The sequence below is a fragment of the Arthrobacter woluwensis genome, assembly GCF_900105345.1.
Lineage (GTDB): Bacteria > Actinomycetota > Actinomycetes > Actinomycetales > Micrococcaceae > Arthrobacter_E > Arthrobacter_E woluwensis.
The window spans coordinates 795,574-822,213 of the sequence record NZ_FNSN01000003.1 but is presented as its reverse complement, the minus strand read 5'-3'; the positions used below and the strand labels follow the sequence as shown (position 1 = coordinate 822,213).

General features: G+C 68.8%; 20 protein-coding genes and 1 pseudogene. 9 read left to right on the top strand and 12 right to left on the bottom strand.

Translation table 11 applies throughout. The features are described 5' to 3' along the window. Positions 1 to 357: 357 nt before the first annotated feature. The 4 genes and pseudogenes from BLV63_RS19205 to BLV63_RS04410 all read right to left on the bottom strand — a co-directional run. Positions 358 to 807: pseudogene (locus tag BLV63_RS19205) on the bottom strand (FAD binding domain-containing protein); the annotation flags it as partial. Between the two features lie 123 nt (positions 808 to 930). Further along, entirely contained in the window at positions 931 to 2,097 is a 1,167-nt protein-coding gene (locus BLV63_RS04420; protein WP_066215994.1) for an XdhC family protein, read from the bottom strand. Positions 2,098 to 2,197: 100 nt separating this feature from the next. Further along, positions 2,198 to 3,745, bottom strand: a complete 1,548-nt coding sequence (locus tag BLV63_RS04415) for an NCS2 family permease (protein ID WP_066215995.1) — start codon at positions 3,743 to 3,745, stop codon at positions 2,198 to 2,200. Between the two features lie 14 nt (positions 3,746 to 3,759). Continuing rightward, positions 3,760 to 4,245, bottom strand: coding sequence for a nucleoside deaminase (locus tag BLV63_RS04410; RefSeq protein WP_066215998.1), 486 nt, complete (start codon positions 4,243 to 4,245; stop codon positions 3,760 to 3,762). Between the two features lie 391 nt (positions 4,246 to 4,636). On the opposite strand from BLV63_RS04410, the gene BLV63_RS04405 reads away from it, so the two are divergent. Then, positions 4,637 to 5,986: an 8-oxoguanine deaminase gene (locus BLV63_RS04405; RefSeq protein ID WP_066215999.1), complete on the top strand. Its 1,350-nt coding sequence runs from the start codon at positions 4,637 to 4,639 to the stop codon at positions 5,984 to 5,986. A 171-nt stretch (positions 5,987 to 6,157) separates the two neighbouring features. On the opposite strand, the gene BLV63_RS04400 is transcribed toward BLV63_RS04405, so the two are convergent. Further along, positions 6,158 to 6,367, bottom strand: coding sequence for a hypothetical protein (locus tag BLV63_RS04400; RefSeq protein ID WP_066216002.1), 210 nt, complete (start codon positions 6,365 to 6,367; stop codon positions 6,158 to 6,160). 411 nt (positions 6,368 to 6,778) lie between these two features. Here BLV63_RS04400 and pucL point away from each other — a divergent pair, with 411 nt between their 5' ends. Then, a complete protein-coding gene (gene pucL / locus BLV63_RS04395) occupies positions 6,779 to 7,690 on the top strand; it encodes a factor-independent urate hydroxylase (RefSeq protein ID WP_066216003.1) in 912 nt (303 codons plus the stop codon). A 273-nt stretch (positions 7,691 to 7,963) separates the two neighbouring features. Further along, positions 7,964 to 9,433, top strand: coding sequence for a nucleobase:cation symporter-2 family protein (locus BLV63_RS04390; protein WP_066216004.1), 1,470 nt, complete (start codon positions 7,964 to 7,966; stop codon positions 9,431 to 9,433). A gap of 57 nt (positions 9,434 to 9,490) precedes the next feature. On the opposite strand, the gene BLV63_RS04385 is transcribed toward BLV63_RS04390, so the two are convergent. Together BLV63_RS04385 and BLV63_RS04380 are read right to left on the bottom strand one after the other, a co-directional pair. Next, on the bottom strand, positions 9,491 to 10,303 hold the full coding sequence (locus BLV63_RS04385) for a putative endonuclease domain-containing protein (protein ID WP_254780457.1): 813 nt from the start codon (positions 10,301 to 10,303) through the stop codon (positions 9,491 to 9,493). A 286-nt stretch (positions 10,304 to 10,589) separates the two neighbouring features. Next, a complete protein-coding gene (locus BLV63_RS04380; RefSeq protein WP_066216006.1) occupies positions 10,590 to 11,345 on the bottom strand; it encodes an IclR family transcriptional regulator in 756 nt (251 codons plus the stop codon). A gap of 228 nt (positions 11,346 to 11,573) precedes the next feature. On the opposite strand from BLV63_RS04380, the gene BLV63_RS04375 reads away from it, so the two are divergent. The 4 genes from BLV63_RS04375 (at position 11,574) to BLV63_RS04360 (ending at position 16,776) form a co-directional block, all read left to right on the top strand. Then, positions 11,574 to 12,989 (top strand): NAD-dependent malic enzyme, encoded by a 1,416-nt coding sequence (locus tag BLV63_RS04375; protein WP_066216008.1) that lies wholly within the window; start codon positions 11,574 to 11,576, stop codon positions 12,987 to 12,989. Positions 12,990 to 13,063: 74 nt separating this feature from the next. Continuing rightward, complete coding sequence (gene aceB / locus BLV63_RS04370) at positions 13,064 to 14,662, top strand: malate synthase A (RefSeq protein ID WP_066216009.1); 1,599 nt, start codon at positions 13,064 to 13,066, stop codon at positions 14,660 to 14,662. Then, on the top strand, positions 14,662 to 15,927 hold the full coding sequence (locus BLV63_RS04365; RefSeq protein ID WP_066216013.1) for a DUF6986 family protein: 1,266 nt from the start codon (positions 14,662 to 14,664) through the stop codon (positions 15,925 to 15,927). The genes aceB and BLV63_RS04365 overlap by 1 nt, the downstream gene beginning before the upstream one ends. 18 nt (positions 15,928 to 15,945) lie before the next feature. Further along, entirely contained in the window at positions 15,946 to 16,776 is an 831-nt protein-coding gene (locus BLV63_RS04360) for a bifunctional allantoicase/(S)-ureidoglycine aminohydrolase (protein WP_066216014.1), read from the top strand. Between the two features lie 122 nt (positions 16,777 to 16,898). On the opposite strand, the gene BLV63_RS04355 is transcribed toward BLV63_RS04360, so the two are convergent. Genes BLV63_RS04355 through BLV63_RS04340 form a run of 4 tightly spaced genes read right to left on the bottom strand, consistent with a single transcriptional unit; the run spans position 16,899 to position 23,342 of the window. Next, positions 16,899 to 20,069 carry a glycoside hydrolase family 2 TIM barrel-domain containing protein gene (locus tag BLV63_RS04355; RefSeq protein ID WP_066216016.1) on the bottom strand — a complete coding sequence of 1,057 codons (3,171 nt, stop codon included), beginning with the start codon at positions 20,067 to 20,069 and terminating at the stop codon, positions 16,899 to 16,901. Continuing rightward, the gene (locus tag BLV63_RS04350; protein ID WP_066216019.1) at positions 20,066 to 20,980 is read right to left on the bottom strand and encodes a carbohydrate ABC transporter permease; all 915 of its coding nucleotides are present in this window, start codon (positions 20,978 to 20,980) and stop codon (positions 20,066 to 20,068) included. Before BLV63_RS04350 ends, BLV63_RS04355 begins: the two co-directional genes overlap by 4 nt. Beyond that, positions 20,977 to 22,008, bottom strand: a complete 1,032-nt coding sequence (locus BLV63_RS04345) for a carbohydrate ABC transporter permease (RefSeq protein WP_082724259.1) — start codon at positions 22,006 to 22,008, stop codon at positions 20,977 to 20,979. The genes BLV63_RS04350 and BLV63_RS04345 overlap by 4 nt, the downstream gene beginning before the upstream one ends. Further along, positions 22,005 to 23,342, bottom strand: coding sequence for an ABC transporter substrate-binding protein (locus BLV63_RS04340; protein WP_066216020.1), 1,338 nt, complete (start codon positions 23,340 to 23,342; stop codon positions 22,005 to 22,007). Before BLV63_RS04340 ends, BLV63_RS04345 begins: the two co-directional genes overlap by 4 nt. 136 nt (positions 23,343 to 23,478) lie before the next feature. On the opposite strand from BLV63_RS04340, the gene BLV63_RS04335 reads away from it, so the two are divergent. Further along, positions 23,479 to 24,078, top strand: a complete 600-nt coding sequence (locus BLV63_RS04335; RefSeq protein ID WP_066216021.1) for a TetR/AcrR family transcriptional regulator — start codon at positions 23,479 to 23,481, stop codon at positions 24,076 to 24,078. An 89-nt stretch (positions 24,079 to 24,167) separates the two neighbouring features. Here BLV63_RS04335 and BLV63_RS04330 read toward each other — a convergent pair whose 3' ends face one another. Next, positions 24,168 to 25,250, bottom strand: a complete 1,083-nt coding sequence (locus tag BLV63_RS04330; protein ID WP_217640438.1) for a S53 family peptidase — start codon at positions 25,248 to 25,250, stop codon at positions 24,168 to 24,170. A gap of 317 nt (positions 25,251 to 25,567) precedes the next feature. On the opposite strand from BLV63_RS04330, the gene BLV63_RS04325 reads away from it, so the two are divergent. Continuing rightward, positions 25,568 to 26,626 carry an App1 family protein phosphatidate phosphatase gene (locus BLV63_RS04325; RefSeq protein ID WP_066216025.1) on the top strand — a complete coding sequence of 353 codons (1,059 nt, stop codon included), beginning with the start codon at positions 25,568 to 25,570 and terminating at the stop codon, positions 26,624 to 26,626. Positions 26,627 to 26,640 lie beyond the last annotated feature (14 nt).

The following is a 26,640-nucleotide window of genomic DNA, read 5'->3' as shown; positions in this document are numbered from 1 at the left end:
CTCGCGTGCCAGCCGCAGCGTCATGTCCCGGCGCCACGCGGGAAGCCCGTGGATGTCGTCATGCCAGAGCGTGTCCGGGACCGCCGTCTCGATGTCCCGAGTCAGGGCCGACGCGTCCGGGAGCGCCTGCGACCCTGCCGCCCCTTCGTATCGCAACTGGACGGGCCGCTTCGTGGACGCCGTGATGGTGAGGACGAAGGTCCCGTCCTCGTCCAGGCGTCCGATGAGCAGCACACCGGACCGGCCGAGCTTGCTGAGCGAGAGGCGCCGGAACGCCACCCGGGCGCGCAGGGCCTTCGCGGGCAGGAAGACGCTCCGCAGCAGTTCCCCGGGCGCCAGGACGTTCCGCGCGTCGCCGGTCACGAAGCCGGCGACCGGCACCCGCCGCGACGTCCCGTCCGGGGAGAGGATCAGCGCGACGCCGTCGAGCCCCGCGGTCAGGGAGATCAGGGGACCGGCGGGCAGCGAGGTGCAGAGGTTGCCACCCAGGGTGGACATGTTCCAGATCTTGAAGGACGCCACGAAGGAGTCACAGGCGGGGCGGAACAGCGCGAGGCCCGGCCAGTCGGCACGGCCCGCCAGTTCGCCGGGCAGCGCGTACACGCGGGCCACCGTGCACGTGGCGGCGAGTTCGAGCCCGTCCTCGTGCACGGTCACCGGCTCCCAGCCGGCGTCGTGCAGGCTCAGCAGCCTCTTCAGGGTGCTGCTCCCGTAGGAGTACAGGACCGTCCCGCCGGCCAGCCACGCATCCCCGTCACGCCACTGCGCCGGGTCGGCTGTGGGCACCACCTGCTCGATGGTGTTCATGTCCATGTCGTCCTCCTTGCTGCGATGCCCCGGCGCCGGGACGGTGCTTCGTCGCGCCGTCCCGCCGCCGGCGGCAGGGTCTTTCCGATGTGTCGGCCGTGAGCACACGGCCTGGTGAGAGGGTCAGTGAGGTGGTCCGTGATGCAGGGGGCCGCTCCCCCGCGAGAGGGAACCTGCGGTCCCGGGCGCGCCGTGCAGGACGCCCACCAGCTCCGCGGCGATCGACACCGCGACCTCCGCCGGGGTGACGGCGCCGAGGTCCAGTCCGATGGGTGAATGCAGCCGGTCCAGGAGACCGGGTTCCAGCCCCTGCTCCACGAGGGACGCGCGGCGCTGGCGGTCACTGCGCCGCGACCCGAGGGCCCCGACATACGCCAGGTCGAGGCGCAGCGCGGTGAGCAGCAGGGGGACGTCGAACTTGGGATCGTGCGAGAGGACGAACAGCACGCTGCGTTCGTCCAGCAGCCCCTCCCCGGCCTGTCGTTCCAGGTAGCGGTGCGGCCAGGTGCGCTCCACGGAGTCGGCCGGGGCGAACCGCGCCTGGGCCGCGAACCCGGGCCGGGCGTCGCACAGGGTGACGTGGAAGCCCAGGAGTTTCAGGACCGGCAGGAGCGCTTCGGAGAAGTCGTTCGCCCCGACCACGACGGCCCGCGGCGCGGGAAGCCGGCTTTCCACGAACAGCTCCAGCGGGCGCGTGCCGGCCTCGCCGTCGTGGCAGCCCTCGGGCGGCGCCACCCGGACGAGCCCGGAGCGGCCCTGCCGGAGCAGCGGCTCCACCTGGGTGCGTGCCCGGGCCAGGAGTTCCTCCTGGACCGGCTCGGGTGCGCCCTCCAGACCGAGCAGGCCCACCCAGGCCTCCCGGGCGATGCCGGCCACCGACGACGGCGCGGCCAGCGTCACTGCGGGCGCGCCGTCGTCGTCGAGGCGGCGGAGCAGGGCCACCGGCGCGGAGGCGAGGGCCTTCCGCTCTGGCTCGCTGAGCCGGCTCAGGTGGATCTCCAGCTCCCCGCCGCAGGTGAGTCCCACCGCGAACGCGTCCTCGGCGCTGTAGCCGAAGCGTTCGCGACGGGCCCCGCCGCAGGACAGGATCTCCTGCGCCGCGGCGACCACCGCGCCCTCGACGCAGCCTCCGGAGAGACTGCCGAGGATGCCGCCTCCCGCGGCGACGAGCATGGACGTCCCCGCGGGGCGCGGTGTGGAACCGCTCGTGGCCACGATGGTCGCGACCACCAGGTCCTCGCCGTCGCGGGCGGGGGCCCAGCCGTCGAAATGCCGTCCGAGTTCCAGCACCGCGCTCCTCCTTTCCTTGGGGTTGCTTCTCACGTGCGGGACGTCCAGCGCCGGTGCGCCGGATGTTCCTGTCAGGATGCCCCCTGCGGGGCGGTTCCCGTCAGACGCCCATCAGCGTGTTGATCGGGCCGCGGGCGAAGTAGACCAGGAATCCCACGGTCACCACCCACATGAGCCAGTGGACCTTGCGGGCCTTCCCCGAGGCCGTGGCGACCACGGTCCAGGAGATGAAGCCCGCGCCGATGCCGTTCGCGATCGAGTAGGTCAGGGGCATGGTCACGATGGTCAGGAAGGCGGGCAGGGCCACGGAGAACTTGTCCATCCGGATCTCCCGGATCTGGGACATCATGAGCGCGCCCACCACCACGAGAGCTCCGGCGGCCACTTCGAGCGGGACCACGGACGTCAGCGGGGTCAGGAACATCGAGCCGATGAACAGCAGGCCCGTGACGATCGATGCGAGGCCGGTGCGGGCGCCTTCGCCGATCCCGGCGGCCGAGTCGATGTAGACGGTGTTCGAGGAGCCGCTGTTGAGGCCGCCCGCCACCGCGCCGAAGCCTTCCACGATGAAGGCGCTCTTCAGCCGCGGGAAGGTGCCGTCCTTGTAGGACAGCCCCGCGCTCTTCGCCAGGCCGGTCATGGCTCCCATGGCGTCGAAGAAGTTGGTGAACACCAGGGTGAAGACGAGCATGGTCGCGGCCAGGCCGCCGATCCGGCCGAACGCTCCGAAGAAGTCGACCTGACCCACCAGGGACAGGTCCGGCACGGAGACCAGCTGTCCCGAGATGACCGGGGTGTTCAAGTGCCAGCCACCGGGGTTGTCGGGGCCGGCGGCGCCGATGTGGAAGACCTGTTCCGCCACGACCGCCAGGATGGTGGCCACGACGATCCCGATCAGAAGACCGCCCTGCACCTTGCGTGCCACGAGGACGCTCATGAGGAGCAGCCCGATGATGAACACGAGCGTGGGAATGGTGGCGATGGAGCCGTCGGTGCCGAGCTGGACCGGCGGTCCACCGGGAGTGCGGGTCACGAACCCGGAGTCCACGAAGCCGATGAAGGCGATGAACAGACCGATGCCGACCGTGATGGCCGCCTTCAGTTCCTTGGGCACGGCCTTGAAGATGGCCGTCCGGGCGCCGGTGATGCCGAAGAGGACGATCAGGATGCCGTTGATGACCACGAGGCCCATGGCCTCGGGCCAGGTGACTTCGTGGATGACGGAGACGGCCAGGAAGGAGTTGATGCCGAGGCCCGCGGCGAGGCCGAACGGCAGCCGGGCCACCAGACCGAAGATGATGGTCATGACGCCGGCGGTCAGGCCGGTGACGGCCCCGACCTGGAGGGCGGGGAGCCAGCCTCCGAGCACGTCCCGTGGGGCGCGGTCGGCCGAGAAGCCGCCCAGGATGAGCGGGTTCAGCACCACGATGTAGGCCATGGTGAAGAAGGTGACCACGCCGCCGCGGATCTCACGGGCCACCGTGGAGCCGCGCCGGGTGATTTCGAAGAAGCGGTCCAGGGGACTCGTGCCGCCCGGGGTTCCGCTGGTCGGGGCGGCCCCGCCGGACGAACCGGCTTTCCTGCCCCGTGCGCTGGTGTTCCCTGAATTCCCGCCTTGAGTACCGGACTGGGTTGAGGTGATGGACATCGGGGACGCCTCCCTCAGTAATCGATCCGGGAGTCGAGCGTGTTCCAGGTGGTGAAGGGGTCCATGCGCTGAGGGCCTTCGGCGTCCAGCTCGGCCCGGACCACCGGCATGATGCCCCGGGTCTCCGGCTTGTCGAAGTAGTCGTAGAAGACGGCGTCGTCGAAGCCCGCGGAGGCCGCGTCATGGCGGTCGGCCGCGAAGACCACGCGGGAGACGCGGGCCCAGAGCGCGGAAGCGAGGCACATGGGGCACGGCTCGCAGCTCGTGTAGAGGGTGGCGCCGCTGAGGTCGAAGGTGCCGAGCGCCGCACAGGCGGTGCGGATGGCGGTGACCTCGGCGTGGGCCGTGGGATCGTTGGTGGCGGTGACGCGGTTGACGCCGTCGAAGCGGTGACCGTCGGAGGTGACGATCAGGGCGCCGAACGGGCCTCCGTTGTTGAGGACGTTGTCTGTGGCCAGCTGGACTGCGGCGGCCAATTCCTTGGTGGCGGTGGTGCTCATCTCAGAGACTCCCTTGCGAAGGCTGGATCCGGCCACGCGAAAGCCACTGAGAGCTGCGCGGGCTTCGTCGACCAGGATCCAACGTTGTGCTGTGAAGGATGTGTTGTAACGCCTGGTAGATAGCGTCCCGTGTTCGGGGTGCCCGCCTTTGGCAGGAACGAATCTAGCAGAGGACCTGTGAGCTGCGCCACACTTTTTTGAAATTTGATTTCCGTCTTGCGGAACAGCGCGGCTGAGCTGGGAGGACGCCGCCGGTTTGGTGGTCCCGCGCTCTCAGCGAGGCGGTCATGATTGACCGCGAACCGGCCCGGCCCTACTCTGAGGACACCTGGATCAGCAGACAGGCCATAACTGAGCTGGCATACATTCCCCGCACGGAAGGACGCCAGCCATGAGCCGGACCTGGATCAAGAACCCCCTCGCCGCTTTCACCGCCACGGAGCAGGATGCCGGCGGCGGCATCGTCATCGAGGACGGGGTGATCGCCGAGATCCTCGCTTCGGGCCAGAGCCCCGCGACGCCGGTCGACGAGACGTTCGACGCCTCGGCCCACGTCGTCACGCCGGGCCTGATCAACACGCACCACCACTTCTACCAGACGCTCACGCGCGCCTGGGGGCCGGCCGCGAACGCCAAACTGTTCCCGTGGCTGAAGAACCTCTATCCGGTCTGGGCGCGGCTCACCCCGGAGAGCCTGGAGCTCGCGGTCACCGCCGCCCTGGCGGAACTGCTCCTCTCCGGCTGCACGACGGCGGCGGATCACCACTACGTCTTCCCCGCCGGCCTCGACGACGCCATCGACATCGAAGCCGGCGCCGTCCGCAGCCTCGGCATGCGCGCGACCCTCACCCGCGGCTCCATGACACTCGGAGAGAAGGACGGCGGACTCCCGCCGCAGAGCGTGGTCCAGGACGGCGACACCATCCTGGCGGACGCCGAGCGGCTGATCGACACCTATCACTCCACCGCCCGCGACGCCGATCTCCACATCGCGCTCGCCCCCTGCTCGCCGTTCTCGGTCACGCGGGAGATCATGACGGAGAGCGCCGAGCTCGCCGCACGCCGCGGCGTCCGGCTGCACACCCACCTCGCCGAGACCCTCGACGAGGAGGACTTCTGCCGGGAGATGTTCGGTCTGCGCACCGTGGACTACCTCGAGAGCGTCGGCTGGCTGGGGCCGCAGAGCTGGCTCGGCCACGGCATCCACTTCGACGACGCCGAGGTCGCCCGGCTGGGCGCCGCAGGCACGGGCGTCGCGCACTGCCCGACGTCGAACATGCGCCTCGCCTCCGGCATCGCCCGGGTGGTCGAGCTGGAGGACGCCGGAGCTCCCGTGGGCCTCGGCGTGGACGGTTCGGCCAGCAACGACGCCTCGAACATGATCCAGGAGGCCCGACAGGCCCTCTATCTGCAGCGCCTGCGCTACGGTGCGGACATCCCGGTGGAGCGCGCACTCGGCTGGGCGACGCTCGGATCGGCACGCGTGCTCGGGCGGGAGGCCGACCTGGGTTCCCTCGAAGTGGGCAAGCAGGCGGACCTCGCATTCTTCCGCCTCGACGGACTCCGCTTCTCCGGCAGCCACGATCCCCTCGCGGCCCTCCTGCTCTGCGGCGCCGACCGCGCCGACCGCGTCATGGTCGGAGGACAGTGGCGCGTGGTCGACGGCGCGATCCCGGGCCTGGATCTGGAGGACCTCATCCGCCGGCACAGCGCGGCCGCGCGCCGGATCATCTCCGCCTGACGTCGCGTCGTCGACCGCAGCCACGAAGGAACTGCACGCACAGAAGAACCCCCGGGCGTCATCGACCGGGGGTTCTCTGGGTCAGGGGGCGGAGTTCAGACTCCGCATTCGGCGCGACGGCGGCCGGGCCGCCGTCGCGCCGGCAGGAGCAGAGCGTCAGGAACCGGCGCCTCAGGAACCGGAGGCGGACTTGCGGAAGAAGGGCAGGCCCTTGACCCAGCGGTTGGCCGCACGGCCCTTCGCCGCCTCCGCCTCGCGGGCCCGCCGGTAGGCCGGCAGGCAGAAGTCGGGATCGGTGCCGCCGAGCGGCAGGTAGAACTCCTGAGTGCGGGCCTGCGCCGCGAGTTCGTGAATCCGGGTGGTGCTGCTGCGATCCTGCATGATCTACTCCTTACCTTTCGCCCAGGGTCCGCACCGAGCGGACGATCCGTAGCTGATGTTCCGCTCACTTCCATATTGCGGAAGAACTTTTCTGTTCTGTGAAAAGTCTACGAAGAGCGTCGGAGGGCGTCAAGACCCCCTCCGGGGGCGTCATCAACCGCCACTGTCACAATCGCCACTTTTGAATCAGTCGGAAAATGTGATTTACAACACCGGAAACCCGGGTCTAGGATGATTCTCAATTCGTGACGCAGATCACGAATACCTGAGAGCAGCAGGCAGGGTCGTAATGAGCTGGCATCCACGGATGTCGGCTTATTTTTTTGTGCCGGGATCCGCCAACAGGCGCCGCACGGCGCACGACACGACAACGGTGGACTGAGCATCCATCAGGAAAGTTGGGACTAGACCATGAGCAACAACATCGTCCTCGGCAAGAATCAGTACGGCAAGGCGGAGAACCGCGTCGTCAAGATCACCCGCGACACGGACCGCCACGAGATCGAGGATCTCAACGTCACCTCGCAGCTCCGCGGCGACTTCACCGCGGCGCACATCGACGGCGACAACGCCCACGTGGTCCCCACCGACACCCAGAAGAACACCGTCTTCGCCTTCGCCCGTGACGGCATCGGCTCCCCCGAGGAATTCCTCATCCGCCTGGCCAACCACTTCACCGGCGAGTTCGAGTGGGTCACGGGCGGCCGCTGGGAAGCCGAGCAGTTCGCCTGGGAGCGCATCCTCGCCGGCGGTGAGGAGCACAACCACTCCTTCGTCCGCAAGGGCCAGGAAGTGCGCAACGCCGTCGTCACCAAGGACGGCGACAACCTCTACGTCATCTCCGGCCTGAACGACCTCACGGTCCTCAAGTCCACCCAGTCCGGCTTCGTGGGCTACCCGAAGGACAAGTACACCACGCTGCAGGAGACCACGGACCGCATCCTGGCCACCGACGTCTCGGCCCGCTGGCGCTACCGCAACGACGCCGTCGCCGAGGGCGGCATCGACTACAACGCCACCTACGAGTCGGTGAAGGCCCTCCTCCTGGAAGGCTTCTCCGAGGAGTACTCCTACGCGCTGCAGCAGACCCTGTTCCAGATGGCGCAGAAGGTCTTCGCGGCACACCCGGAGATCGACGAGCTGCGGTTCTCCACCCCGAACAAGCACCACTTCGTGGTGGACCTGTCCCCGTTCGGTCTCGACAACCCCGGCGAGGTCTTCTACGCCGCGGACCGCCCGTACGGCCTGATCGAGGCCAACTTCGAGCGCGAGACCATCTCCGACCCGGGCAACGCCTGGGACGGCATCGTCGGCTTCTGCTGATCCCCTGACTCGCCCGGGCTGCGCGCCATCAGCGCCCCTCGTGCCTGCTCTGCACCGAGGCGGCCGCGAGCGCAGCCCGGGTGACACCCCCTCCCGGAGCGCACCCACCCGGCGACCCGGCGTCGTCGTTCCCTTGATCTTGTGACCGTTTCCGGCAATGGCGCCGGAACGCGCCGCACCACCTTCCCAGGCCCCCGGTGCCCCCACCGATGCCGGCCGATCGCCGCAACGCCGCGGCACCCCATCAATCATTAGGCAGACAGGAAGTCTGAAATGAGTGCAACAACCGTCAAACCCACCACCCGGCCGGAGGATGAGCGCCTCTCCCTCGGCAGCACCTTCGCGTACGGATTCCAGCACGTCCTTACCATGTACGGCGGGATCATCGCGCCGCCGCTCGTCATCGGGCAGGCCGCGGGCCTCAAGCCGGACGAGATCGGCGTCCTGATCGCCAGTTGTCTCTTCATGGGCGGCGCGGCGACCCTCCTCCAAACCCTCGGCATCAAGTTCTTCGGCTCGCAGCTCCCGCTGGTCCAGGGCGTGTCGTTCGCGGGCGTCGCCACCATGGGCGCGATCGTCTCCCAGGGTGGCGGCCTGCCGGCCGTGTTCGGTTCGGTGATCGTGGCCTCGATCATCGGCCTCGTGATCGCACCGCTCTTCTCGCAGATCCTGCGCTTCTTCCCGCCGGTGGTGACCGGCACCGTGATCACCACCATCGGCCTCACGCTGATGCCGGTGGCCGCCAACTGGGTCATGGGCGGCAACGCCAAGGCCGACAACTACGGCAGCATGGCCAACGTCGGGCTCGCGGGCCTCACGTTCGTGATCGTCCTGATCCTGTCCAAGGTCGGCAGCGCCACCGTCTCGCGGCTCTCCATCCTGCTGGCCATGGTCATCGGAACGGTCATCGCCGTGTTCACCGGCCAGGCCAACTTCTCCAATGTGGGCAACGGACCGATCTTCGCGTTCCCGACCCCGTTCGCCTTCGGCCTCCCGACGTTCAACGTGGCCGCCATCATCTCCATGTTCATCGTCATCCTGGTGACCCTGACCGAGACCAGCGCGGACATCATCGCCGTCGGTGAGATCGTCGGCACCAAGGTGGACCGCAAGCGCGTGGCCGACGGCCTCCGTGCGGACATGATCTCCAGCGCCGTCTCCCCGGTGTTCGGTTCCTTCACCCAGAGCGCCTTCGCCCAGAACGTGGGCCTGGTGGCCATCACGGGCATCAAGAGCCGCTTCGTGGTCAGCGCCGGCGGCGTCATCCTGATCGTCCTCGGCCTGCTCCCGGTCATGGGCCGCGTGGTGGGCGCCGTGCCCATGCCGGTCCTGGGCGGTGCGGGCATCGTCCTCTTCGGCACGGTGGCCGCGTCCGGCATCCGCACCCTGTCCACGGTGGACTACAAGGGCAACATGAACCTCATCATCGTGGCGTCCTCGCTGGGCTTCGGTCTGCTGCCCGTGGTCAAGCCGGACATCTACCACGCCTTCCCGGACTGGTTCGTGACCATCTTCCACTCCGGCATCAGCTCCGCCGCCCTCATGGCGATCCTGCTGAACCTCCTGTTCAACTACTTCAAGACCGGCAACTCCAAGAACTCCTCGGTGTTCGTGGCCGGCACGGACCGAGTCCTCACCCCGCAGGACCTCCGCGGCCTGCGGGAGGGTGACCGCTTCGAGAACGGCAAGCTCATCGACTGCGACGGCAAGGAAGTCAAGGTCGAATCCGGCGGGGCCCACTAGCGCTCTCCCTCCACGCGAGGGAACAGCTGATGCCCGGAAGATGCACTCTTCCGGGCATCAGCTGTTCCCTCGCGGTGTCGAAGGCTCCCAACCGGCCTTCATCAGCGCTTCCCGGACACGCACGACGGCGAACGGCCGGCTTCCTTTGAGGTCGCCGTGGCCGATCCGTACCTCCGTCCACCCGGTTTCCTCGGTCAGCCGCTGACGCTCGAAGTCGCGACGGAACTGCGCGGGATCCCGGTGGGTCTCGCCGTCGTACTGGAGGGAAAGCCGCCACTCCGGATAGGCGAGGTCCGGCCAGACGCACGGACCTCGCCAGGGCAGGTACAGCGAATGATTGAGCACCGGCTCCGGCAACCCATGGTCGGTCAGGGCCAAGCGGAGGTAAGTCTCCTGCGCGGAATCCGCGCCCACCCTGATGAGGTCCAACGCCGCTCGGGCGTTCTTCACCCCGCGCTTTCCCGGATGCGCCGCGACGACACGACGGAGGTCGACCGTGGCACACAACGGGGTCTTCGGGCGTGGGTGGGATTCCGGGTGCTCGCTGACGAAGTAATCCCCCACGGCGACGAGGTCGTGGAGTGGGAGCAGTTCGGCCAGGTCGAGGAACGTTCGCGCCGGGGAAGTCACCCGGGCCCCTTCCGTCACGACCACCTCGCCCGGAGCGAAGCTCAGCTTCCGGCCGGTGACGCGTTTCCGCCGCGGCTGCCCTGAGCCACGCGGCCGAGCCAATCGGATCTCGGCGGAGGCCTGGATCCAGAAGGGCAAGGGCGCACCCCAGATCCCAGCAGCGCTGAGATCCACCAAGGTGACTGACGGGTCGAGTTCCGTGTAGGCGCGCAGAGCGGCCGCATGAGAAGCCACCGTCACCGAAGGAATCCGTATTCCGCGCGACGGAGCGTGCAGATCCGGCCCGTGCGTCCGTTTCCGTGCCACACCCAGCCGGTCGGAATGCGGGAGAGCGAATGAGGTGCCCACCAACTCGGGTGGCAGAGATGCAGGGCGACGAGGCATGCCCCATTCTGCCCACGCACTCACACCTCGTGAGACGTTATCCACAGGACTGCGAAGCCTCCCACCGCGAAGTCACAGATGGCGCCCCTAAAACCTCACGGTAGGGGCGCCATCCGTGACTTCGCGTGGGGGGAAGGAGAGCTCAGACCCGGTTGAACTCCAGGGACAGGGCCTGGGCGGCCTCCGTCAGCATCGGGACGGCCCGCTCGGAGAACGCCTGGTCCACGCGGGTGATCGGGCCGGAGACCGAGATCGCGCACGGGGTGGGCGCGTTCGGCACGGCCATGGCGAAGCACCGCACCCCGAGCTCCTGCTCCTCCTCGTCGATCGAGTAGCCGCGTTCGCGGATCAGGGCGAGGTCGTCCAGCAGGGCCTCGATGGAGCCCAGGCTCTTGACGGTCGGCGTCGGCATCCCGGCGCGCTGCACGATCCCGCGCACGGTCTCGTCGTCGAGCTGGGCGAGGATCGCCTTGCCCACGCCGGTCGCGTGCATGTGCGCGCGACGTCCCACTTCGGTGAACATGCGCATGGCGTGCGGCGACGGCACCTGGGCGACGTAGATGATCATGTCCGTGTCCAGCACCGCCATGTTCGCGGTCTCGCCGAGGCGGTCCACCAGGAACTTGAGCTGCGGGCGCGCGACGGCGCCGAGCTGCATCGAGGCAGCCTCGCCGAGGCGGATGAGCCGCGGGCCGAGGGCGTAGCGCCGGTTGGGCAGCTGCCGGATGTAGCCGAGCGACACGAGGGTCCGCAGGAGCCGGTGGATCGTGGGCAGTGGCAGATCCGTGGAGGAGGACAGCTCACTGAGCGTCACGTCTCCGCCCGCATCAGTGATGAGTTCCAGCAGTTCAAAGACGCGTTCCACGGACTGAACTCCGCCTGAGGTCTTCTCAGCCATCTCAACTCCTTCCCGCTTCGTTGCGTATGGTGCGGTACCGTCCGGTAAATCTTATCCGCATAGTGGAAAGAGCCGTGGACCGTCTGCCTACCATCCAACAGTTAGAAACGGTCCAGAAGCAAGAGCAATTGCTCTTGTCTTTCCACTTTGTAGAGAATAATATCCATAATACGAAAACATCTCGCGGGAGGCTGACGCTCCGCGGGCCCAACACTGGAGGAGAATTCAATGGCGAATCCCAGCCCCGGAAATTCCATCACCCTGCGGGTCGAGGCCCCTTCGAGCTTCACCGCGACCAGCGAACTGGCCGCCGCCGTCGGCAACGCCGGCGCAGCCGTCACCGCACTGGACGTGGCGGAATCGCACCACAACACCATCGTCGTCGACGTCACCTGCAACACCACGGATGACGAGCACGCCAAGCGCGTCGAAGCCGCCCTGAACGCCCTCGACGGCGTCAAGGTCCTCCACGTCTCGGACCGCACCTTCCTCATGCACCTCGGCGGCAAGCTCGAGGTGGTCCCGAAGGTCCCGCTCCGCAACCGTGACGACCTGTCCCGCGCCTACACGCCCGGCGTCGCCCGCGTCTGCATGGCGATCGCCGAAGACCCCTCCGCCGCCCGCAACCTGACGGTCAAGCGCAACACGGTCGCCGTGGTCACCGACGGTTCCGCCGTCCTGGGCCTCGGCAACATCGGCCCGGCCGCCGCCCTCCCCGTCATGGAAGGCAAGGCCGCGCTGTTCAAGCAGTTCGCCAACGTCGACGCCTGGCCGGTCTGCCTGGACACCCAGGACACCGAGGAGATCATCCGCACCGTCAAGCTCCTGGCACCCGTCTTCGGCGGCGTGAACCTCGAGGACATCGCCGCCCCCCGCTGCTTCGAGATCGAGGCCCGCCTGCGCGACGAGCTCGACATCCCGGTCTTCCACGACGACCAGCACGGCACCGCGATCGTCACCCTCGCGGCCCTCGTCAACGCCCTGCGCGTGGTGGGCAAGAAGATCGAGGACGTCAAGATCGTGGTCTCGGGCGTCGGCGCCGCCGGCTCCGCCATCATCCAGCTCCTCAAGGCCCAGGGCGCTCAGCACATCATCGCCGCCGGCCGCTCCGGAGCCATCCACAAGGGTGAGAGCTACGACGACCACCACCGCACGTGGATCGCCACCAACACCAACGAGGAAGGCTTCTCCGGCAGCCTCCACGACGCGCTCGTGGGCGCCGACGTCTTCATCGGCGTCTCCGCTCCGAACATCCTCGCCGAAGAGCACGTGGCCTCGATGGCCGACGACGCGATCGTCTTCGCCATGGCCAACCCGACCCCCGAGGTGGACCCGGTGGTCGCGTCCAAGCACGCCGCCGTCGTCGCCACCGGGCGCAGCGACTTCCCGAACCAGATCAACAACGTGCTGGCCTTCCCGGGCCTGTTCCGCGGTCTTCTGGACGCCGGGGCCAGCGACATCACGCCGGACATGCTCGTCGCGGCCGCCGAGGCCATCGCCAACCGCGTGGCGGATGATGAACTCAACGCCAGCTACATCATCCCGAGCATCTTCGATCTTCAGGTGACCAAGGACGTCGCCGCGGCCGTCGCCGCTGCCGCCCACGCCAATTCGGCCGCTGCTGAGGCAGTGGCAGCCCTCTGACCGGCTGGGTAATCCAGCACTCGCCGTCCGGCCCCGCGGGGCCGGACGGCACCGTGGAGAAGTAAGGACAGCACATGACCATCACCGTCACCAACCCCCAGCCGGTGGAGCGCGCCGAGGAGATCCTCACCCCGGAAGCCCTCGCTTTCGTGGAGGCCCTGCACCAGAAGTTCGCGGCACGCCGCAATGAGCTGATCGACGCCCGCGTCACCAAGCGCGAGCAGGTCGCCAAGACCGGGACCCTGGACTTCCTTCCCGAGACCTCCGAGGTCCGCTCGGGCGACTGGAAGGTCGCCGAGGCCCCCGCGGCCCTGCAGGACCGCCGCGTCGAGATGACCGGACCGGCGTCGCCGGCCAAGATGGCCATCAACGCCCTGAACTCCGGCGCCAAGGTCTGGCTCGCCGATCTCGAAGACGCCAGCACCCCGACGTGGCACAACGTCATCGACGCGATTCTCAACCTGCGCGACGGCGCCCGCGGCACCCTCTCCTACACCTCGCCGGAGGGCAAGGAGTACCGCCTGCGCACGGACGCGCCGCTCGCCGTCGTCGTGACCCGTCCGCGTGGCTGGCACATGGACGAGAAGCACGTCCTGGTGGACGGCCAGATCGCCGTGGGCGCGCTCGTGGACTTCGGCCTGCACTTCTTCCACGTGGCCCAGCAGCTGATCGAGAACGGTCACGGCCCGTACTACTACCTGCCCAAGATGGAGAGCCACCTCGAGGCCCGCCTCTGGAACGACGTCTTCACCTTCGCCCAGGAGTACGTCGGCATCCCGTACGGCACCATCCGCGCCACGATGCTGATCGAGACCATCCCGGCCGCGTTCGAGATGGAGGAGATCCTCTACGAACTGCGCGACCACGCCTCCGGCCTGAACGCCGGCCGCTGGGACTACATGTTCAGCATCGTCAAGTACTTCCGCGACGCCGGCGAGGACTTCCTCTTCCCGGACCGCGCCTCCGTGCAGATGACCGCGCCCTTCCTGCGCGCCTACACGGAACTGCTCGTGAAGACCTGTCACAAGCGCGGCGCCTTCGCCATGGGCGGCATGGCCGCCGTCATCCCGAACCGCCGCGAGCCCGAGGTCACCGAGGCCGCGTTCGCCAAGGTCCGCAACGACAAGACCCGTGAGGCCACCGACGGCTTCGACGGCTCCTGGGTGGCGCACCCGGACCTCGTCCCGATCTGCGAAGAGGTCTTCGACTCCTTCCTCGGTGACAAGCCGAACCAGCTGGACAAGCAGCGCCCCGAGGTCGAGGTCACCGCCGCCCAGCTGCTCGACGTCGCCTCCGCCAAGGGCGAGGTCACCGAGGCCGGCCTGCGCCTGAACCTCTACGTGGCCGTGGCCTACACCGCCGTCTGGATCTCCGGCAACGGCGCCGTGGCCATCCACAACCTCATGGAGGACGCCGCCACCGCCGAGATCTCCCGCTCCCAGGTGTGGCAGCAGATCAACGCCGGCTCCGTGCTGGCCGACACCGGCAACACCGTCACCCGCGAGCTCGTCCGGCAGATCCTCACCGAGGAGACCGAGAAGCTGCGCGGCGAGGTGGGCGAAGAGGCCTTCGAGAAGTTCTACTCCCCCGCCAGCGAGCTGATCGCCGAGCTGTGCCTGGGCGAGGACTTCGTCGACTTCCTCACCACCCCGGCCTACGAGCTGGTCGACTGATGGCGGGCACCTCACTCTCCGCCGCCGATCTTGCGGACGTCGAAACCCGGCTCGCGGCCACGGACACGCTCCTGGACCGCAACTACCCGGGCGACGACGGCAGCCGCCAGCCCATCCACACCGTCTACGTCTCCGCGGACCGTTTCACGCCGGACTTCGCCGCGGAATGGGGACAGGCCGCGAACGACGTCGTCGCGCAGCACGGCGGGCTCGAGGCCCTGGGCGCCCTGCTGGGTCAGTCCGAGGAGCTGAACGCCGCCGTCGCGCCGCGCGTCGCGGCCAAGCTCGCGAACGAGCCCATCGAGGACCTGCGTCTCGACTTCGAGGACGGCTACGGCAACCGTGGCGACGAGGCCGAAGACGCCGACGTCGTGACCGCGGCCAAGGCCGTCCACCAGGCGGTGGAGGCCGGCACTGCTCCCCCGTTCATCGGCATCCGCTTCAAGTGCTTCGAGGCCCCCACCCGGGCCCGGGGCCTGCGCACGCTGGACCTCTTCGTCTCCACCCTGGTGGAGCAGGGCGGACTGCCCAACGGCCTGGTCCTGACCCTGCCGAAGGTGACCACCGTGGACCAGGTCACGGCCATGGACCACGTCGTCTCCCGTCTCGAAGAGATCCACGGACTGCCCGCCGGCCGTCTGCGCTTCGAAGTGCAGGTGGAGACGCCGCAGCTGATCCTCGGCCACGAGGGCACGCATCCGGTGGCGCAGCTGCCGCACGTCGTCCCGGGCCGCATCAGCTCGCTGCACTACGGCACCTACGACTACTCCGCGAGCCTGCAGATCGCCGCCGAATACCAGTCCATGGAGCACCCGGTGGCGGATGTGGCCAAGGAGATCATGCAGCTGGCCGTCGCCGGGACGGGCATCCGCCTCTCCGATGGCTCCACCAACATCATCCCCGTGGGCGAGAACGTGGAGAACGCCTGGAAGCTGCACGGCCGCCTGGTCCGCCGCTCCCTGGAGCGCGGCTACTACCAGGGCTGGGACCTGCACGCGCACCAGCTGCCGAGCCGGTTCGCGGCGAGCTACGCCTTCTACCGCGAGGGTCTGGCCGCGGCCACCACCCGCCTGAAGAACTACTTCTCCCAGACGGACGCGGGCGTCATGGACGAGCCCGCCACCGCCCGCGCGCTGGCCAACTTCGTCCTCCGCGGCGTCCAGTGCGGCGCGGTCGGCGAGGACGAGGTCCTGACCCTGACCGGCGTCGCACTCCCGGAGCTGACGGTGCTCGCGCACCCGCGGCTCGCCACCACTTCTCACTGATTCACGAAGGAGTCCTTCATGGGAAATCTCTACTACCCCACGGGTGGCCTGCCGCCGCAGTCCCATCTCACCACCGAGCGTGCGATCGTCACCGAGGCGTACACGGTCATCCCCAAGGGCGTTCTCACGGACATCGTGACGAGCCTCCTGCCGGGCTTCACGAACACCCGTTCGTGGATCATCGCGCGCCCGATCTCCGGCTTCGCCACCACGTTCTCCCAGCTCATCGTCGAGGTGGGGCCTGGCGGCGGCGCGCCGAAGGCCGAGTTCGAGTCCGGCGTCGAGGGTGTCATCTTCGTGGTCAAGGGCACGCTCACGCTGAACCTCAAGGGCGAGCAGCACGTCATGGAGGAAGGCGGCTACGCCTACCTGGCCGCCGGCGACGAGTGGGGTGTGGAGAACACCAGCGGTGACATCGCCACGTTCCACTGGATCCGCAAAGCCTACGACCGTCTCGAAGGCTACGAGGCCACGTCCTTCGTCACCAACGAGAAGGACGTCGAAGGCACCGCGATGCCGGACACCGACGGCGTCTGGAAGACCCAGCGCTTCGTGCCGTCGGACGATCTGGCGCACGACATGCAGGTCAACATCGTCACCTTCCAGCCCGGCGGCGTGATCCCCTTCCCGGAGACCCACGTCATGGAGCACGGCCTCTACGTCCTGGAGGGCAAGGCCATGTACCTGCTCAACAAGGACTGGGTGGAGGTCGAGGCGGGCGACTACATGTGGCTCCGCGCGTTCTGCCCGCAGGCCTGCTACGCCTCCGGCCCCGGCCAGTTCCGCTACCTGCTCTACAAGGATCAGAACCGCCAGATCAAGCTCACCGGCGCACCGTTGCCGGGCTGAGCCTGCCGCTCTGACTACTCAGCGCTGAGGCGCTGACCGCGACGGCCGCCGTCGTGCACTCTCGAAGGAGGGGCACGACGGCGGCCGTCGGCGTTGGGGGAGGCGCGGACAGCGCCTCCCGCTCAGAGCGCGGTGAACCTCAGCAGCAGCGTCCGGGCCTCGGGACGCAGGGCGTGCTCGGGCCACACATCCGGACCGCAGGCCCGCGAGCCGAGGCCGTTCTGCGCGGCGTCGAGGTAGAGCCAGGTGCGGCGGGATTCCGAGAGCTCATGCGGATGCGCGGCGTCGGAGAGCTCCTGGGCCGTGTGCCGCGAGAGCGTGAAACCGGGCAGGCGCCCGGCGGCGTCACGCTCCGTCTCCACCCGGAGCCAGGGCTTGCCGGCGCCGCCAGCGCCACCAACACCGCCCAGCAGCAGCTCCAGTTCGCGCACCTCACTCCGGTGACCGTTCTCCTGGGGCCGCGAGTACACCGTCCCCAGCCCTTCCACGGAATCCGCGTACCGCCCGACGAGCGCCGCGTGACGGCTGTCCGGGTACGACTCGCGGGGTCCGGCGCCGAACCACTCCGCGCCGGACACCTCCGACGGCAGACCGAACCGCACGCCGATCCTCGGCAGGACCAGGTCCCAGGCCCGGTCGCGGACGTGGTTCCCGCTCGGGGTGAGGTCGAGCCGCAGCCAGAGTTCCTCCCCGGCCAGTTCCCAATGCTCGTCGAGGTGGAACGACCGGGCGGTGTCCGCGGCGGCGTACCGGGCGCGGACCGTGAGCGAACGGTCCGTCGCCTGCACGGACTCGATCCGGCGGTGGAGCCGGTCCAGTCCGGCGGACCGCCAGACCTCCTCCCACGTCGGCGCCGGCTGACCCGTGCCGAGCACGCCGCGGACACCCGGCGAGCGCGGGTCGGCGGCGTCATAGGAGCCGAAGCCCTGCCCGCGGTCGTTGTCCGTGGGCGCCCGCCAGAGCTCCAGCCGCGGCGCCTCCACGGACTGCCCGGCCAGCGAGGTGAGCAGGCCGCCGTCGAACACGGCAGGGCCCAGCTCCAGCCGGCGCGGGACAGCGGAGGAGGCACCGGTCGAGGACCCCGCAGGACGGGGGCCGGCGGGGCGCTCCCGCGCGGGGGTCAGGTCGAGCTGGGCGGACGCGAGGACGTGGCCCTCCTCCGCCCACGCGGTGTCCGCGGCGAGCACGACCTCGGCCGTCAGCCACGTCTCCCCCTCGGGGGCCACCGGCACGGCCGGAAGTGCGTACGTGGCCGCATCGCCCGCCGCGAGAGGCGCGGACCCGTCACGCGCCGCGTCTCCGCCCACCACGGCGAGGGACCCGGCGACGGCGCCGCCGCCGTCGTGCGCGGGGACCGGACGGCCGTCGTGCTCGAGCCGCCAGCGGATCCTGACGTCCGACGCCGGCGCGCTGTGACGGCGGTTCTCCACCCGGACGACGGGCGAGGCGGCGGTCCCGCTCAGCGTCAGCCGGAGCGGCGAGACCACCTGCCGGTATTCGTGGAGTCCCGGGCTGGGGGTGCCGTCGGCGAGGACCATGCCGTCCATGACGAAGTTCCCGTCGTGGATCTCCTCCCCGAAGTCCCCGCCGTACGCGTAGAAGGGCGTGCCGTCGGCATCACGGCTCAGCAGGCCGTGGTCACGCCATTCCCAGACGAAGCCGCCGTGCAGCCGGGGATACCGGTCCACCAGGTCCTCGTACTGGTCGATCGCGCCCGGGCCGTTGCCCATGGCGTGGATGTACTCGCACAGGATGAACGGCTTGCGGCGCTGCCGCAGCGACTCCGCGGCACTGCACCCGAGCAGCAGGTCGGTGGCGCCGTCCGTCCCGATCGACTCGGTCTCCGGGATGGACGAGTACATGCGGGAGTACACATCGGTGTACGCGCCGGTGTAGTCGCCCTCGTAGTGCACGGGCCGTTCGGGATCCCGCGCGTGCACCCAGGCGGCCATGGCGGCGAGGTTCGCGCCGGTGCCGGATTCATTGCCCAGCGACCACAGGACCACGCTCGGGTGGTTCTTGTCACGCTCCACGGTCCGTTCGATGCGGTCCAGCAGGGCGTCACGCCAGACAGGGTCGTCGCCGGGGTTGCCGTCCCAGCCGTGCCGTTCGAAGCCGTGCGTCTCCAGATCGCATTCCAGGATCACCCAGAATCCCAGCTCATCGGCCAGATCGAGCAGGCGCGGATGCGGGGGATAGTGGCTCGAGCGGATCGCATTGACGTTGAAGCGCTTCATCAGCAGCAGGTCTTCGCGGGCGAACTCCTCGTTGAAGGCGCGCCCGCGCTCGGGATGCGTCTCGTGCCGGTTGACGCCGTGGAACACCACGCGCCGGCCGTTGACCAGGAACCGGTCGCCCTCGATCCGCACCGTGCGGAAGCCGATCCGCTGCGTGATGGTCTCACCCTGCGCCTCGACGGTCGCCTCGTAGAGCCGCGGCGTCTCCGCGCTCCAGGGCTCGACGCCGGCCACCACCACCGGGGCCACGTCACCAGGGCGCTCCCAGACGACGTCGACGTCCAGCTCCGCGATCCGGAACCGGACCGGGAACGCCGCCTCCCCCGCACTCACCTCGGGCACGACCGTGCCCTGCCCGGTCCCGGACGCGTCGCCGTCGTACGCGGTGCGCAGCCAGAGGTCGTCGAGCCCGCCCACGGGACGCGCCAGGAGCGTGACCGAGCGGAAGATGCCGGGCAGCCACCACTGGTCCTGGTCCTCGAGATAGCTGGCCGCGGACCACTGGTGCACCCGGACCGCGAGCACGTTCTCCCCCGGGCGCACGACCTCGGTGACGTCGAACTCCTGGGCCAGGCGGCTGCCCGACCCCACGCCGATCTCCGTCCCGTTGAGCCACACCTTGTACCGCGACTCCACCCCGTCGAAGCGGAGCAGGATGCGTTCGGCGCCGTCGAAACTCTCGGGCAGCGTGAAGACGCGGCGGTGGTCACCGGTCGGGTTGGCGTCCGGGACGAAGGGCGGCTCGCAGGGGAACGGGAACTGGACGTTGGTGTAGATCGGCCGGCCGTACTTCCCGTCGCCCTGCAGGACCCAGTGGGAGGGGATCGGCAGGGCGTCCCAGCCGTCCGCGCTGTAGCCGGGGGCCGCGAAGTCCTCGGCGCCCTCGCCCTCCGGCAGGGCCAGCGCCCCCGCCGGGGTGCCGGGCGCGGCCGGAAGAAGGCGGAAGTCCCAGTCGCCGTCGAGGTTCAGTTCCGGGGCGTCCGAGGCGAGCCGTGCGCGGGCCGGACTGCGGCGTCCCTCGCCGGGCGCGGTGTTGGTGAGGTAGGCGGCGGTCATTTGACGGCTCCTTCGGTCAGGCCCCCGCGCCAGAAGCGCTGCAGGACGATCATGGCGATGGCCAGCGGGATGATGGAGAGCAGCACGCCGCCCGTGGTGAGTTCGTAGAACTCGGGCAGGCGGTCCACCTGGGACAGCCAGTTGTTGAGGCCGAGCGTGATCGGGTACAGCTTGCTGTCGGAGAGCATGACCAGTGGCAGGAAGTAGTTGTTCCAGATGCCGACCAGCTGGAAGAGGAACACCGTGACTAGGGCCGGCGTGAGGACCCGCAGGCCGATGGTGTGGAAGATCTTCAGCTCCCCCGCCCCGTCGATGCGCGCCGCTTCGATCAGAGCCGTGTCCACCGTGGCCTGGGCGTAGATGCGGCAGAGGAACAGGCCGAATGGTGACACCAGGGACGGGATGAGCACCGACCAGTAGGTGTTGGCGAGGCCCAGCTGGCTGAAGAGCAGGAACATGGGCAGCGCGGTGGCGGTGCCCGGGACGAGGACGCCGCCGAGAATCGTGCCGAACACGGCGTTGCGGCCACGGAACTCGTACTTGGCGAGGGCGTAACCGCCCGCTGCGGCGAGGTAGGTGGCCAGCAGCGCGCCCACTCCGGCGTAGAGGACCGAGTTCAGGAACCAGCGGAGGAAGACGCCGTCGTCGTAGCTGAGCACCCTCGCGAGGTTGTCCCACAGGGCGAAGTGCCCGGACAGCAGGAAGCCGTTCGTGGAGAAGAGGTCCTGCGTGGTCTTGGTCGACGCCACCAGGACCCAGTACACGGGCACCAGGAAGTACAGCGCGACGACGACGAGGATCGCCGTGACGATGATGGTGCTGGACCGCTTGCGGCCGGTGCGCGGTGCGGCGCCGGAGCGGGGCGCCTCGGCGGCGCGACGGGTGGCGGGAGGGGCCGTGGTGCTGGTCATGAGGACTTCCTGTTCGTGAGGCGGAGGAAGACGAAGGAGAGGATGAAGGCCGCGAGCGCGATCAGGACGGCCTGCGCGGCGGCGACGTTGTAGTCGTTGTAGGCGAACGCCGTGGAGTAGGCCGAGAGGTTCGGCGTGTACTGGCTGTCGATGGCCGGGGCCGAGGTCTTCAGCACCTGCGCCTCGGCGAAGAGCTGCAGGGTTCCGATGATGGAGAACACCGTGGTCAGGACCAGCGCCGGGGTGATGAGCGGCAGCTGGATGCTCCGGGCGATCCGCCAGGGGGACGCGCCGTCCACGCGGGCCGCCTCATAGAGCTCGGCCGGGATGGCCTTGAGCTGGGCGACGATGATGAGCATGTTGTAGCCCGTGTAGCTCCAGGTCACGATGTTCGCGATGGACCACAGCACGTGATCGGGCCCCAGGAAGTCCAGTGTGATCCCCAGGCTCCCGGCGATGTCGATGAACGGGCTCAGGCCCGGCACGTAGAGGAAGGACCACAGGATCGTGGCGATCACGCCGGGCACGCCGTACGGCATGAAGTAGGCGGCGCGGAAGAAGCCGGGCCACCGGGCCGAGGCCGATTCCAGCAGGAGGGCCAGGACGGTGCAGAGGACGATCATGACGGGCACCTGCACGACGCCGAACAGCAGCACGCGCCCGATCGACGCGATGAAGTTGGCGTCGCCGAGGGCCTGGGCGTAGTTGTCGAAGCCGGCGAACCCGCTGGTCACACCCTTCTCGCCGAAGAGCCCGCTGCGCGTGACCTTGGTGAAGCTGGAGACGAGGGCCACGAGGATCGGCAGGACGAAGGTCAGGGTGAAGAGGGCCAGGAACGGCGCCAGGAGGATCCAGGGGGCGCGGGCCGCGGCCCGGGAGCGGCCGCCCCGGGTGGGCCGGGCCGCCGTGGCCGCGCCGTGCCCGCCGGGCCGGTTCCCGGTGGCCGCGTCGCCGTTGTGCGCCTGTCCGTCCTGGGCCTGTCCGTCCTGGGCCGGAGCCTGGGATGCTGCGGCTGGTGTGCTGCTCATGCCTGTTCCTTCCTGATGGTCAGGCCCTTGTTCCTGAAGACGGTCATGACGTCCTTCTCGGCCGAGGCCACGGCGTCCACCAGGGAGGTGCCGCTCGCCTTCTTCCGGAAGCCGTCGCTGAGGATGTTGAAGGTCTGCTGCGTGACCGGCCACCAGGACCACTTCGGGTTCTGTTCGCGGCTCGCCGGGATCAGCACGTCCTTGAAGTAGTTCTGTCCGCTGAAGAACTCCGAGGGCTGCTGACGGGCGGTGCCGACGAAGTCCTTGGCGGGCGACCAGCCGATGCCGCTGTGCTTGATCATGGCGTCGATGCCTTCGTGCGAGGTCGTCAGCCAGACGGCGAATTCGAGGGCCTCGCGGGGGTGCTTGCTGCCGGCCAGGATGGCCGTGGTGGAGCCGCCCAGGTAGCTGGACCCGAAGCCGGTCTTGCCCCACACGGGCATGGGGGCGGCCTTCCATTTGCCCTTGCCGCCGCTGACGCCTTCCACGAGGGCGTCGCCCCAGCTGCCGGACGTGATGGAGGCGATGCCGCCCTTGGCCGCCGCGGCGAACCAGGCCGGGCTGTAGTGGGCGAACCCGGTCTGGACCAGTCCGTCGTCGATTGCCTTGTCGAAGAAGCGCGCGACGTTCAGCGTGGCGTCATCCGTCATGTTGATGACCCAGCCGTCCTCCTCGGGCCGGAACCAGGCGGCGCCCGCCTGGCCCGCGAAGGCGGCGAAGGGGCTCGCGTCGCTGATCGCGAAGCAGTCGATGTAACTGCCCGCACGCCGCAGTTCCTTGCCCACGGCGGCCCACTCGTCCCAGGTCTTCGGCGGGGTGGCGCCCACCTTCTCCAGGAGCGCGGGCTGGTAGAACGTCGCCATGGGGCCGGAGTCCTGGGGGATGCCGTACACGCCGCCGGTGAAGCTGACTTGCCCCCAGAGCGTGGGGTCGTAGAGCGGCGCGAACTCCTGCGCCCCGTAACGGTTCAGGTCGACGAGACCGTTGACCAGCATGAACTCAGGGATGGACCGCAATTCGATCTGGGCCAGGTCCGGGCCGGCGCCGGCGGCGAGCGCCGAGTACATCTTCTGGTACCCGCCCGAGTTCCCTCCGGGGATCCAGACCACGTCCACCTGGACCCGGGGGTTCTTGGCGTTCCAGAGGTCGGCCACCTTCTGGAAATCCTTGAGCCAGGCCCAATAGGTGAGCCGGATCTTCTCCCCCGTCGCGGCGGGGATGGCCGGATCGGCGTTGACGGAGTGCGTGCCGGGAGTGGCGCACGCGCCGAGGGCCGCCAGGGACAGGGCGCCCAGCCCTGTGCCGAGCAGCCGTCTCCGGGAAACATGGGGCATGACACATACCTCTCTGTACCTGTAGCGGGCGCCGGACGACGGAGGCCGGCGCGGCCAGTGTGACGAGGCTAACACAAATTTCGAGTAGTCACTCTAATTTCACAATGTTCCCCTCAGCGGCGCTAAGCTCCACTCCATGAGCGCCCAGCGAGCACCCCGCACCGGCAAACGCGGCCCGTACGCCAAGACGGCGGCGACCCGCCAGAAGATCGTCGACGCCGCCCTCAACGTGTTCGCCACGCGCGGCTATCACGCAGGAAGCCTGCAGGATGTGGCCGACGAGGTGGGCATGAGCCAGACGAGCCTTCTGCACCACTTCAAGCGCAAGAGCGATCTGCTCCTCGCAGTCCTCGAACAGCGCGACAGCAGCGGCGTCTCCCGCCTCGGGCCGATGCCGTTCCGGGACATGGTGCTGCTGCAGGCCCGGGCCAATGTGGACATCGCCGGCCTCACCCAGCTCTACGCGGTGCTCAGCGGCGAGTCGACCACGGAGGGCCATCCCGGCCGGGACTACTTCGCCCAGCGCTTCGAGCGGCTGCGGGAGGAGTACACCGGCGAGCTCGAGGCCCTGCGCGCGGCCGGGATGCTGCGTCCCGGCGTCGACCCGGCGCAGGCGGCCGCTTCACTGATCGGGCTCTGGGATGGCGTGCAGCTCCAGCGCCTCTACGCGCCGGACACGGTGGACGTGGCCGCCAGCCTGGGGGCGTATCTTGACCTGATCCTGCTCCCGGAGTGACGCGGAGCCGAGGACGACGAAAACGTGATCCCCCGGAGGCGACCAGCGCCTCCGGGGGATCTCGAAAGGTCACCTCATCCGAGCGATGCTCAGAACGCCGCCGTTCCGTTGGGCGTGCCCAGACCCGTAGGGCCGTCCCAACCGGCACCGGCATTGCACCACAGCGCCGTGGTGCACGAGCCGTTGCTGCCACTGGTCACATCGAAGAGTGCGCCGGAGTTCTCATACGGCAGAGCATTGGCATATTTGCCGGAACCACCCGTATTCCCGCTCAACGCATAGACGCTAGCGACGATCGGAGCCGATTCGCTCGTGCCGCCGATCTGACCCCAGGTCGATGTGGTGCTGGTCTTGGGGTAATAGACCGCAAGGCCGCCGTTGCTCGGGTCCGCTGCTGCGGCGACGTCGTTCATCGCCCGCTTGCCGCACTGCGTGTCGACCGATGCCGCCGCAGGGAGGGCTGTGTTGAGTGTGGAGCAACCCGAGCCCGTACCGGTCCATACGGCTTCAGTCCACCCGCGGGCGCTGGAGGCCTTAGTCAGTGACGTTCCACCCACGGCCGTGACATAGCTGGAGGAAGCCGGGAAGGAAACACCCTGATACCCGTCATCTCCGGCGCTGGCCGTGACGGCGATTCCGGGATGGTTGTAGTACGCGCCATTGCTGGCATCAGAAGCATCGCCCCCGCCGTAGCTGTTGGAGATCGCAACCACTCCCGGCAGTTTCGAGGCGGTCTGGACCCCGGCCCCCAGATCCGCGAAGGACGCGGAATTGGTCTGCACCACGACGATCTTGCAGTCGGGGCACGCAGAGGACACGGCGTCGACGTCGAGGGCCTGCTCGCCCGCCCAGCCGGCATCGAACTTCGGCAGAGAGGCTCCCCCGGTCTGACCGACGATCTTCAGACACCCGTTGGCGACGGTGCAGGATGGCAGACCGAACTGGCTCCGGAACACGCCAAGATCACGCTCCAGACTCGGGTAACCGTAAGCGTCCACGATCGCCACAGTCCGCCCCCCAGACTTCAGGCCGGTCAGCTTGTAAGCATCCTGCAGCCCGGCCGGAGTCAGAGCGCCGGCAGGAGGCGTCGCGCTGTCCAAGGGCTTGCCGGCCGCATCCGTCTCCCGGTACGCATGGCACGCCGCGTGGCCGGAACTGGGCTCAGTGCACACTCGAGTGGCGTGACCTCTGACCCATCCGTGACCAGGGTCCGCGGAACTCGGCATTGCCGTCGCCGTGAGACCAGCCACGAGAAGCATCAATGATCCAGCGGCGCCGATAAGGGATCTCTTCATAGAATTCAACTCCTTTTGTCATTCCACGCTTAACCAATGAAGTGCCCATGACGGCGCGAGTCATTCCCCATGCGGAGCGTAGGGCACGGTTACTGACAGCGGAAGTCGCAAAGACCCCAGTACCGACGACCCCGATTCACCATGGCAAGTAGGGCCGCTCAAAAAGAAGGGCAGTCTGTGACAGAGTTAAGCCCATGCAGCATGAGCCAGCCCGCCGCTCCTGGGCAGGCAACCCGCTCTTCGGGGCGGCCCACAGGATCTCGTCCTTCATCAATTCCGCGCGCCTGAAGATGGCCCGGAAGACGCACTTCCAGCCCGCGACCGTCCCGTACATGGGCTACGGCTCCACCACGCAGGTCCGGATCCTGGCCCGCGTGATGCTCGCGGCCCGCGCCCTGCCCGGCAGCCGCGCCGATCGCGCGGCACGCGACGGCAACCAGAACATCCGCGGCTGGCGCGCCTTCACCTCCGTTCCGATTCCGGAACGCGAAGTGGACATCGAAATCGGCGACGCGCGCGTGCGGGTCAAAGCCGACCGCGGCGGCCTCGTGGACACCACGGTCGAGGTGGACCTGGAACCGGGTTGGCACACCGCCACGATCCGCGCCTCCGGGACGCCCTCCGCCGAGGCCCCCCTGCTGGTGCTGCCGCCGGACATGGAGTTCGGCATCCTCTCCGACATCGATGACACCGTCATGGTGACGGCGCTCCCCCGACCCCTGCTCGCCTTCTGGAACGCCTTCGTCCTCAACGAACGCGCCCGGATGGCCACCACCGGCATGGCCGTGCTGTACGAGCGGATCCTGCGCGCCCACCCGGGTGCCCCCGCGTTCTATCTCTCCACCGGTCCGTGGAACGCCGCCCCGACACTGAGCCGCTTCCTGCACCGCAACCTCTACCCGGTGGGACCCATGCTCCTGACGGATTGGGGCCTCACGGAGGACCGCTGGTTCCGCAGCGGCCGCGAGCACAAGCAGGACAATCTTGAGCGGCTGGCACAGGAGTTCCCGCGCATGAAGTGGCTCCTGGTGGGCGACAACGGCCAGCACGACGAGGCCATCTACTCGGAATTCGCCCAGCGGCATCCGGAGAATGTGGCCGCGGTGGCCATCCGGCAGCTCTCCGTGGGCGAGGCGGTCCTGGCCGGCGGTCACACGCCGGACATGGACCACTCAGGCTCGGCGATCCCGTGGGTCTACGCCCCGGACGGCGCCGGACTGGCGGAGCAGCTCCGGAAGATCGGGCTGGTCTAGCCCCGGGTCGCGCC